We start from the raw sequence: 10069 nt of genomic DNA, 5'->3' as shown, positions 1-10069 counted from the left end.
GGCGGGCGGCTCGTGTGTCGCGCCCTGTGCAAATGAAGATAACTACGCAATATGCGCAGTGTCAAATAAAAAACTACGCAATAAGCGGAGTTATTGTGAATAGGACAATTTCTCGGTGCTATCCTGCCCTTTGCCAGCGCCAGGCTGTGGTGCGTGAAAAAGCCCGCCGGAGCGGGCCTTCCAATTGGTCTGATGCTGCCGACCTTCTAGGTCTTGCTCTTATCGATCATGCCAGGTTTAGCCGGATCTTCGGCTACAGCAGCATCTGGTCGATTGCCGCCAGGGATAGCCGGGTTGGCTTCATCCGCTGCATGGTCTGGCACCTCGGGATGGCGCTCAGTCCTTGCAGCTTCTTTCACTTGATCGGTAGGGGTAGGCTTTGATTGGTCGTGGTTCATGACGTGGTCCTCCGGTGGGATGAACCCCCAATAATGAACTGATGTTCCGAACATGAAAAATCCCGCCGGAGTAGGCGGGCTTTATCGATTCCGAGAATGGTGACACATAGGCCCATATCTTGATCAGTAAGCATCTACACACAACATATTGTGCCAAAATGCCCGTTATGCGGTCCCTGACCTGGGAAAAGCTAAACCTAGCGGGTAGACAGAACGGTGCGCGTTCCTCTATGTTCTCGTTATGTTCTTATTTGGGGTGGGTATGCGGGACGACGAGATGTTGGAGATGCTGAAGGACGCCAGGCGCGAGAGCGGCTTGCCCTTGGACTTCTGGGCTGACCTGACGGACGGACTGCCTCATAACTTCGCGGCGATCCTATGCGGCAAGTCCTCGATCTTCCCGAAGTACATAAACTCCAAGGTCAGGCCGTGAGCCTTTCGGATCTTCTTTGCCGCAATCAGGCTAAGAGGACGTGTACCGTTCTCGAAAGGGCCATAAGTCTGCTCGCCCATGTCGGCACGCTCTGCAAACTCGCGCTTTGATAGACCAAGTGCTTCACGCGCCGCTTTGAGCCTAGCAGCGACCGCTTCAACGTCATCTTCCCGATCTTCAAGCATCAGCGCCACCATCATTGGTTGGCACCAATAATAGTTACGCATACCGCGAAGTCAGCTTGCCGGTTTGCGTATTGACTGAAGCTGCGCATATTGCGTAGTATTGCACTATGGACAAGCTCAAGCAAATTTGGACAACCCCCGCGGCCCTCTCGTCTGACTTGGGCCTGCCTTACACAACGGTGCATTCGTGGTTCGTCCGCGAGAGCATCCCGGCCACTCGTGACCTTGATCTGATCGACGCAGCCAAACGGCGCGGTCATCCGCTGACTTTGGAGGATCTCGCGCACGCACGCCGCGCTAAGGCAGCTGCCTGATCCCCTCACATTCCCCATCATCCACAACCCGCCCGTCGAGGGCGCAGGTGAAACCGATGCCACGTCACACACTCCACTCAGAACCCTACCGGCTCCACCCATCATCTGATGCCACGGGCCCGGCGGTCAAAAAAGGAAACGCGGTTTCCGGAGGAATCCATGTCTGAACGAGGGATAATCCGCGCCTTTATGGCCAACCTGATCGAGAAGGCGGGGGGCTTCGATGCCGCTGCTGCCATGATCGGCGCCCGCCTCGGGCACGACATCTCAAAGGGGTCGATCTCCAAGCGGCAGTCCGGCCAGCTGGATTGGCCGCTGATCGAGATCATGGCCTTGGAGGATGCTGTCGGCGAGCAGCCCGTGCGCCGGTGGCTAATGCAGTCGCTGCCCGAGGTGCAGGACGCAGCCTGCCTGATGCAGTCCGCTGGCGAGCTGGCGGCCGAAGGTGGCGAGGCCGTCATGGCGCTTACGCAGCTGGCTATGGGCAAGGGCTGCCGCGCCACCGCGCGCAAGCAGATCGCCGACGTCATCGACAGCGCCAAGCGCACCGCCGCGGTCCTCGTGCGCGAGGACGGTTGAGATGCCGAGCGAGCAAGACCTGCCCCGCCTATCCGAAGCCATCCGGATCGTGGTGAACGATGATCGGGCTTCGACCAGCTATCTCCAGCGGAAGCTGGCCATCGGCTACAACGCAGCCGCCCGCCTCATCGAGGAGATGGAGGCTCGTGGCGTGGTCACGAAGCCCTGCGAGTTCGGGAAGCGCGACGTGCTTTGGACCGGGCCAATCAAGGCGAATGCAGATGCAGAAGCAGCACCCCGCAGCCCATCCGTGACAATTTCAGCAGGCGGCACGTCTGTCACGACCACGGTCGAAGATCTGAAGAACATCGGCCGGCGCATGTCGGCCGCTGACCGCAAGCGCCGCAAGGTGCCCCCCTTGAAGAACACCCCGGAGGATCATGCTGTGGACGATCAAGCATATGGCGTCGCTGCCGACGAGCTGCGCCAGTTCATCGAGCAATTCGAGCAGCTGGAAGCCGAGAAGAAGGACATCGCCGAACGTCAGAAGGAGGTCATGGCCGAGGCCAAGGCCCGTGGATACGACACCAAGGTGATGAAGCAGATCATCGCCCTGCGCCGCCGCGACAAGGACGACGTTGCCGAGGAAGAGGTGATCCTCGACATGTACAAAGCCGCGTTGGGGATGGTGTGACGTGACCCAGCACATCGTCAACATCAGCGGGGGTAAAGATAGCACCGCCTGCTATCTGCTCGCGCTGGAGCGCGGCAAACCGTTCCGCGCGGTGATGGCAGACACCGGCAACGAGCATCCCGAAACCATTGCTTATGCCAAAAGCCTCGGTCAGCTCACAGGCGGTCCGGATGTCGAAATATACCGCGCAGACTTCACCGAGCGCATGGCGAAGAAGCGCACCTACATCGCCGCGCACTGGCCAGCCGAAGGTATCCCGCAAGCCGTGGTAGACCGCGCCGTAGCGGTGCTGCATCCGACCGGCGTGCCGTTCCTCGACCTGTGCCTGTGGAAGGGGCGCTTCCCGTCCCGTCGAGCGCAGTTCTGTACCGAGTTCCTTAAGGCAGACGTCATCAACACGCAGGTGATTGATGCCGCGCGGCGGGCCGGTCCCGTCATCCAATGGCTAGGCGTGCGCCGTGCCGAAAGCATCGCCCGCCGCCATTCGCCTATGTGGCAGACGATCAGGACGCCGCGCCTTCACCCTATGCGCTTCTATCGCCCTCTGATCCACTGGTCTGCCGGCAACGTGTTTAGTTATGCGGCCTCCTGTGGCGTCGATCCGAACCCGCTCTATCTGCAAGGCATGGGTCGGGTCGGTTGCTTCCCGTGCATTAACTCTAGCAAGTTTGAATTGCGGGCCATGGCGAATCGCTTCCCCGAGGCATTCAACAAGATCGCGGAGTGGGAGGCCGTCTGTGCGCTGACCAGCAAACGCGGAGTCGGTACGTTCTTCGCAGCCGATGTCACGCCGGAAGGGGCCGCCATGGCGCGGCGGATTAAGCAGATCGAGGACCGTGAGGCCCGGAACTCCGCCAGCGCGGCAGCACCATGGCCAAACGCTCACGTCGTGGCGGAATGGGCGCGCACGGATCGGGGCGGCAAGCAATTTAACTTCCTCATCGACCAATCCGACGACGGCCTATCGTGCTCCTCGCAATACGGGCTGTGCGAATGAAGGTCGTCATCACCATCCCGGGCAAGCCATTTGCCAAGAAGCGGGCAAGGGGGTTCTACAACCCTCGCCTCGGTCGCGCCGTCACGGTCAACAACCCGGCCAATGCCCGGTTCGAGGACGTGGTGCGGCAGCACGGCATGGCGGCTTTTCCGCAGCCCCTGACCGGGCCGGTACGGCTGACGATCACCGCGATCTTCGAGCCCGCTGCCAGCTGGTCGAAGAAGCGCCGCGCCGCCGCCATGGGCAACTGGCACGTCCAGAAGCCGGACGGGGACAATCTGCTGAAAGCGGTGAAGGACGGCCTGAACCGCGTCGCATGGGCTGACGATTGCCAGGTGGCAGATGCCCGGGCCGTAAAGATGTGGGGCGAAGCCGCAGCGACGGTGGTCGAGATCGAACCCCTGCCGCTGACGGACAGCCAGCTGCGCGCCCTGATCGTGGGTGGGGGTGCGGAGTGAGCCGCCCGGGCCCCACCAAGGAACAAACCCTTGCCGCCCTGGCGCGCGTGAGCCGCGGCGAGGTCTGGAACCATACCCCCCAGCCTGCCCACTGGCGCAGCGTGGGCGACCTCGCAGCCGAGCAGGTCTGGAAGAAATGTGAGGCAGCAGAATGAACGTCGTAACCGCCATCCGGCCCGAGACGGGTCACTACTCAATAGAAGGCGAGCAGCAGCTTCTTGGCGCGCTGCTCATGAACGATCGGCTTGTCCCGGCAGTTATGCGGACGGGCGGCGCCGAGCTGTTCCATCATCCGCTGCATGCGAAGATCTATGACCTGATCGAGGCCCGCGCCAATCGGGGCGACCTGGTCAGCCCGGTCACGATCAAGGCGGACCTGCAGGGCTCGCGGGATCTGGAGGAAGCTGGGGGCCCGGCATACCTCGTGCGCATGGCGTCGAACAGCCTGCCGCCGGCCTTTGCCGCGGACATGGCGAAGCACCTTGCCGAGCTGGCCCGAAAGCGCGCACTGGCCGCCGCAATCTCGCAGGCGCAGACATCACTGCTGCGCGGGGACATTCCGGCCACTGAGATCGCGCACGGGCTTGAGCGCGAGATTCTGGCAGCCGAGTTCACGACCGAAGCCGACCGCCCCGTGTCCATGAGTGCCGCGGTGCGTGAGGCGATGGCCATGGCGATCGAGGCCTATCAAGGGACCAATGCCGATCTCGTCCGCTTCGGCATCCCCGCGCTCGATGACATCATCCCGGGCCTCTATCCCGGCGAACTGACGCTCCTCGGCGGGCGCCCGGCCATGGGCAAGTCCGCGGTGGCGCTGACGATGGCACTGAACGCTGCACGGGCCGGGCATGGGGTCGCCATTGCCTCTCTGGAGATGACCCCGGCCGCCATGGCGCAGCGGGCTCTGTCGGAGGCCTCTGCCCAGTACGGTTGTGCGGTGCCCTATGTCGACATGCGCACCGGGATCATGAGCGAGGACCAAGTCCGCGGCCTAGTCGAAAACGCCGAGGCAGTAGGCAACCTGCCCATCACCTTCCTCTCGCGCGCTCACGCCAACGTCGAGGCGCTTTCGATGGCCGTCAGGCAGATCGCCCGGGCCAACCCGAAATTCCGCCTGCTGATCGTCGACTATGCCCAGCTGCTCAAATCCAGCCGGGGCCGCAGTCGGTACGAGCAGGTCACCGAGATCAGCATTGCCCTCAAGGGCATTGCCATGTCGCTGAACATTCCGGTCGTGGCGCTGTCCCAGCTGTCCCGCGAGGTGGACAAGCGCGACGACAAGCGGCCGATCCTGTCCGATCTGCGCGAGAGTGGCCAGCTGGAGCAGGACGCTGACAGCGTGCTGTTCTGCTACCGACCGGAATACTACCTGGCGCAGGAGGAACCCGAAGCGTCCGACCAAGACGAGTATGCCGACTGGCTCCTCGATATGGAGGCCGCCCGCGGCAAGCTCGAAATCGGCGTCGCCAAGCAGCGCATGGGACAGACCGGCACCGCCCGCTGCCTGTGCGCCCTCTCTACCAACACCGTTTGGTCAGAGTAGGATCATGAGCATCAAGGTCATGTCCGCCGTGTGGGACATCGAGGGCATCGACAGCAGCGAGTGCCTCGTGCTGATCGCGCTGGCCGATCATGCCGACGATCTGGGACGGTGCTACCCGTCTATCGCACGGCTTGCCAAGCGCACGAAACTGTCCGGCCGCGGCATTCAGAAGGTCATTTCACGGCTGATCGAGAAGGGCTTCGTCACGGTCACGCCATGTGCAGGGCAGGGGGGTGCGAACCTCTATACCGTCACCGCGACCCCTGAACCACGTTCACCCCTGAACGACGTTCACCCCCGAACCGGGTTCACCACCCCCCTGAACCACGTTCGCAAAACCCCTGAACCACGTTCACCCAAACCGTCAGGAACCGTCATTGAACCGTCAACGACTGCGCGCGAGGCACAGCCTGCTGTCGTCGTCGCCGCAAGGGACAGTCGAAGGGAAGAGGTTCTCAGCCTCATGGGATGCTCCGCTGCGGGCATCACTCTAGAGGGACGGTTCACCGGTACGACCAACGACCAGGTCGAGATCGCGAAGTGGGATGGGCTTGGCCTGAGCCGATCGGAGCAGGACGGTGTGATCCGGGACATGCTCGCAAAGCAGCGCAGCAAGTCGCCCGGCTTCATGCCCAACCGCTGGTCCTGGTTCACCGCCGGGATGAACGAACTTGCCCGCGCTAAGACTGCGCGACCGGCAGCAGGCACGCCTAGTGCACCAGCCGAAACCCCAGAGCAGCGCCGTGCCAGGCGCCGCAAAATGATCGGAGGCTGACCCATGGCCGCCCAATACCCCAACCCCACCAAGAGGACCCCGACAGTGAGCATCCATTTCGCAAGCATGACCGTCTCGGAGATCACCGACCGCGCCCACAAGCTGATGCAGGAGGGGACTGCCCTCGCCCTGCTGGCAAACGCGCTGACCGAGTTCGAGGAGGCCACAGGCCGCAAGCTGTTCGTCAGCGAGGCCGACCAGGGGACGCAGTATGTAGGTTCGCCGGCGCCGGTCGAGATCCGCTTGCAGTCTGACCACGGCCTGACGCTTCCGGAGGTCGCATCCAAGGTAGATACCGCTGCCGAGGCCGCCCCAGTGCAGGAGCCGATCAAAAACGCGGCGCCAGCAAACGCTAGGCCTGTGCCCCCGAAACTGACCCCCGCTCAAGACCCGATCAAGAAGCCCGCAGCACGGCCCTTCGCAGCTCCGGCCGCAAGTAAGCCGCAGACCACCGACCGCCCCTGGGGTGCGCTGAGCCTGCCCGAGCGGGCCATCGTGAGACACCTGGAGAAAATGGCACCGGCCTTCACGCCCGCAGAGGACCTGACCATCGCCGAGCTGCTGATCAGCGGCAACAAGATCGAGGCCGTCGCGCTGCAGCTGGAGGTCCAGGCCTCCATGGCGCTGGCACGCTGGAAGGCCTTCCTGTGCGCCGAGGTGCTAGGTGAGAACGGCAAGCCCTCGATGGACGGCCAGCAGCGGCTCCTGGCGGCGCTCCGGTACCGGAAGGACACCGCGGCATGAGCAGGTTCTCGGACGCTATAAAAGCTGGCAGGGGAGGTAGGGTGCAGTCCCGCCAGCTCTTCGACAGATCACCGACTGTGTGGCGGTCGGTGCGTGACCTTTTCCGAAATGTACGTAGCTCCGGAATCCATCAAGAGACCAGCGACGGAGTCATAGCTTTCTGTGACTGTAACCGCCGTTCCGTCCGTAAGGCTGAGCAGACACCGGTCATCTGCCTGGGCTGTCATTCTTACAATCTGAGTGACCGAAACCGAAATGGAATAGCGGGCACCGTCGCTGCCAAGCTGGTTAAGTTCGATGAAGCGCATTTTCACAGATCCTCTTTCTCCCGGAGAAAAACTGCATGTGACGCTCATAAGATGCATAAAGATTTGGTAAGTCCCGCATGAGCCTTCACAAGACCATCACCACCGGATCCCGCATAACCCGCGCCATGTCGATCAACGACGCCCTGGCGTGGGCCTTCCTGACCGAGAAGGCCGTGCTCGACTTCGACCAGTACGGCGCCCACGAGTTCGACCGGCCGGGCGTCGACACGCTCTGGATCATGGCCGAACGGCACAAGGTCGGCGTGACGGTTGACGGGGGAGGGACCAGCGATCCGCACCGGGATGCGCAGGTCATCGCTGCTGTAGTCGAGGCTCTGCCGGATCACGTCGGCGGCCGGCGCATGGCCACGCAGATCGCCGAGCTGGCCCGCGCCCGCAGCGCGCCGGACTGGGGGCAGGGGGATCGCATCAGCATCACGCCCTGCGGATGGGACTGGAGCGATGAGGAGGGATGCTTCGTGGCAGGGGTGTCACGCAATGGCAGCATCTGGGTGTGGCGCGACCGACACCGGAACCGGCATGAGCGCAAGGGTGACGTCTGCGCCATCAGCTACACCGGCACCGCAAGCATGGTCGCCGCTAAACGTCGGAACTACTTGGCATGGTGCGGGGCGCTGCTGGACCTGTGGGCCGTCCTGAGCAGGCCGGGGATGCTGGACACGATCGAGATCACTGGGGCGCTGCCGGCGCTGGCGCCGTGGCATGCAGAATAAGAGAAAAGGTTAACGCGTTTGTCTTCATTCTCGAACTAAAGTAATGCCGTGGTTTTTGTCGAAAGCTTTTCTATGCCCCAGCTATCTTCCCCAATTGCTCCGGAAAAAAAGAGCAACCGAATAGATTGGATAGACGCTGCTAAAGGGCTGTCTATTCTCCTTGTGGTTGCATACCACGCCAATATCATAGCCAGCAGTTATGAGATACAATCTCAGGCCTACAGTCTTATGTCGGCTGTATTTCAGCCGGTGAGAATGCCGCTCTTCTTTGCAATCTCCGGCTTTTTGGCATCGTCGATCATACATCGCAGCTGGCGCGCGGTGACTAGGAAAAAGTCGCTCATGTATGTGTACTTGTTCGCACTGTGGAGCATCATCCATCTTGCATTCTTCAAGTATGTGGCGCCGCATCCTTCAGCAGATTTGTCCGACGGCCTTATCGAGACCGTGATTTCCGGGTTCTTCAAGCCTCAGACAGGGATTTGGTTTATCTGGGCCCTGTCCTTCTATTTCCTGCTCGCACGTGCGTTGGTGTCAGTGCCCGCCTTCGCGGTGCTGCTTACCGTTGCTACAAGCGTCGTGGCGTTCTCGCCGATCGTCCAGCCCCTTGGCCTGAACTTCGCCCAGGTCAACGCGCTCAAGTATGTGCCGTTCTTCGTGCTTCCTGCGATCTATGGCATGCCCGCCCTTAAACGTCTTTCAGAGAGCATTCCGGTGATGGGTATGCTGGTCGTCACTTTGCTCGCCATGTTCCTGGCGTTCAGGGAGCTTTCGGCAAGCCTTTCCATCGCCGCAGGCATGTCCGCAGTGTTGCTGAACATCTGCGGCATGATCGGCGGAATGATGGCTGCGATCGTGATATCGCAGACGCCGGTGGCGCAGACACTGTTCGGATACCTCGGGCGAAACACCTTGGCGATCTACCTCATCCACCTGTTGGTTATCGCCCTTACTCTTCCAATTCTTGAGCGGCTGAGTATCACGTCCATCCATGACAATGTCGCCGTGCCCGTCCTGGTGATCGTTTCGACAGGCGTCAGCATCTTCACCGCGTGGTGCTTGAAGCAGCTTGGGGCGTACTGGCTATTTGCTCTGCCGACACGATCAGCAGATCCATCGTTCGCTAGGTCTCAGCATCAACTCTGAACCGAGAGATGGAGCACATAAATTGGGCCTTTCAGCAGAATAGGGTGGAACAGGAGCATTACTCCTGATCCGTGACTTGTGCGAGTTCGTGGCGGCATTCGCCGTGCTAGTGGTAGTGCTGTCGTGGGCCGGGTTCTGAGCGATGGTGCCCAAGCTTGGCGGATAAGCGGCGTTCCGCCTCTAATAAAAAGCGAATGGAACAGATCAGTTTACTTCTTCGTATCTGCATACCGTGCAGGTTTCATAGGAGTGGCAAGTTATGCCACAGATGACGCTGACCAGAATACCGTTGGGCACACCTGTTGTACTAACGTTCGCACAAGACACCAAGTTCAACATCGATGAAGGCGCTGAACGTGCGACTATCTTGGCGCTCTATCGGAATGGCTCACAGCATGTCGTGCATGTGTGTGAGACCAGACAGGAGATCATCGATGCGCGGAGGACAGCACTGGAAAGCTAAATAGCAGGCATCTCGGTACATCTGCACAATATGCAGAACGTTACAAATGGTTCAGCCAAGCATGTCTTGTGCGACCAAGACAGTTCTGTTCATATCTGTGCCGTCCGTAGGACATTCGTATTTTATTGTTCCTAAATTTCTGGGATTCGATACATGAGCGTGACATTTACTCCGCACGAGCTGGCGCTGATCAAGCATGCCCTGTCCTCCTATCAACACAACAATTCATTCCGTGGCGTGAGTGCCAAGGTCGAGGCACTGGTTGCGGAGCATCAGCCTGACCAGACGAAGGCCGCTCCTTTGCCGAAGATCAGGCAGTACTAAGGTATACCGATTGCCTCACCAGTATCGCGGTATC

At 60.8% G+C, this 10069-nt stretch carries 13 protein-coding genes; 11 read left to right on the top strand and 2 right to left on the bottom strand.

Annotated features, from left to right (window positions below):
* Window positions 1–206 precede the first annotated feature (206 nt).
* A complete protein-coding gene (locus LZ686_RS17345; protein ID WP_157001428.1) occupies window positions 207–398 on the bottom strand; it encodes a hypothetical protein in 192 nt (63 codons plus the stop codon).
* Window positions 399–755: 357 nt separating this feature from the next.
* Window positions 756–1031, bottom strand: coding sequence for a helix-turn-helix transcriptional regulator (locus LZ686_RS17340; RefSeq protein WP_045982271.1), 276 nt, complete (start codon window positions 1029–1031; stop codon window positions 756–758).
* Between the two features lie 488 nt (window positions 1032–1519).
* On the opposite strand from LZ686_RS17340, the gene LZ686_RS17335 reads away from it, so the two are divergent.
* The 11 genes from LZ686_RS17335 (at window position 1520) to LZ686_RS17285 (ending at window position 10035) form a co-directional block, all read left to right on the top strand.
* Window positions 1520–1909, top strand: a complete 390-nt coding sequence (locus tag LZ686_RS17335; RefSeq protein ID WP_349548604.1) for a hypothetical protein — start codon at window positions 1520–1522, stop codon at window positions 1907–1909.
* A gap of 1 nt (window position 1910) precedes the next feature.
* The gene (locus LZ686_RS18870) at window positions 1911–2543 is read left to right on the top strand and encodes a GapR family DNA-binding domain-containing protein (RefSeq protein WP_502922026.1); all 633 of its coding nucleotides are present in this window, start codon (window positions 1911–1913) and stop codon (window positions 2541–2543) included.
* 1 nt (window position 2544) lies between these two features.
* Complete coding sequence (locus tag LZ686_RS17320) at window positions 2545–3540, top strand: phosphoadenosine phosphosulfate reductase domain-containing protein (protein WP_349548603.1); 996 nt, start codon at window positions 2545–2547, stop codon at window positions 3538–3540.
* Window positions 3537–3998: a RusA family crossover junction endodeoxyribonuclease gene (locus LZ686_RS17315; protein WP_349548602.1), complete on the top strand. Its 462-nt coding sequence runs from the start codon at window positions 3537–3539 to the stop codon at window positions 3996–3998. Before LZ686_RS17320 ends, LZ686_RS17315 begins: the two co-directional genes overlap by 4 nt.
* Before the next feature lie 151 nt (window positions 3999–4149).
* Complete coding sequence (locus LZ686_RS17310; protein ID WP_349548601.1) at window positions 4150–5541, top strand: replicative DNA helicase; 1392 nt, start codon at window positions 4150–4152, stop codon at window positions 5539–5541.
* Window positions 5542–5545: 4 nt separating this feature from the next.
* The gene (locus tag LZ686_RS17305) at window positions 5546–6316 is read left to right on the top strand and encodes a helix-turn-helix domain-containing protein (RefSeq protein ID WP_349548600.1); all 771 of its coding nucleotides are present in this window, start codon (window positions 5546–5548) and stop codon (window positions 6314–6316) included.
* Window positions 6317–6361: 45 nt separating this feature from the next.
* Complete coding sequence (locus LZ686_RS17300) at window positions 6362–7060, top strand: hypothetical protein (RefSeq protein ID WP_349548599.1); 699 nt, start codon at window positions 6362–6364, stop codon at window positions 7058–7060.
* A gap of 385 nt (window positions 7061–7445) precedes the next feature.
* Window positions 7446–8102 (top strand): hypothetical protein, encoded by a 657-nt coding sequence (locus tag LZ686_RS17295; protein ID WP_349548598.1) that lies wholly within the window; start codon window positions 7446–7448, stop codon window positions 8100–8102.
* A gap of 48 nt (window positions 8103–8150) precedes the next feature.
* Window positions 8151–9248 (top strand): acyltransferase family protein, encoded by a 1098-nt coding sequence (locus LZ686_RS17290; RefSeq protein WP_349548597.1) that lies wholly within the window; start codon window positions 8151–8153, stop codon window positions 9246–9248.
* Window positions 9249–9711: 463 nt separating this feature from the next.
* Window positions 9712–9846, top strand: a complete 135-nt coding sequence (locus tag LZ686_RS18865) for a Dyp-type peroxidase domain-containing protein (protein WP_502922027.1) — start codon at window positions 9712–9714, stop codon at window positions 9844–9846.
* An 18-nt stretch (window positions 9847–9864) separates the two neighbouring features.
* On the top strand, window positions 9865–10035 hold the full coding sequence (locus LZ686_RS17285) for a hypothetical protein (protein WP_349548596.1): 171 nt from the start codon (window positions 9865–9867) through the stop codon (window positions 10033–10035).
* Window positions 10036–10069: the final 34 nt, after the last annotated feature.

This window comes from Paracoccus sp. NFXS7 (genome assembly GCF_040148865.1).
GTDB lineage: Bacteria > Pseudomonadota > Alphaproteobacteria > Rhodobacterales > Rhodobacteraceae > Paracoccus > Paracoccus marcusii.
Note: the sequence above shows the minus strand (reverse complement) of the source record. Positions and strands in the feature narration are given on the sequence as shown.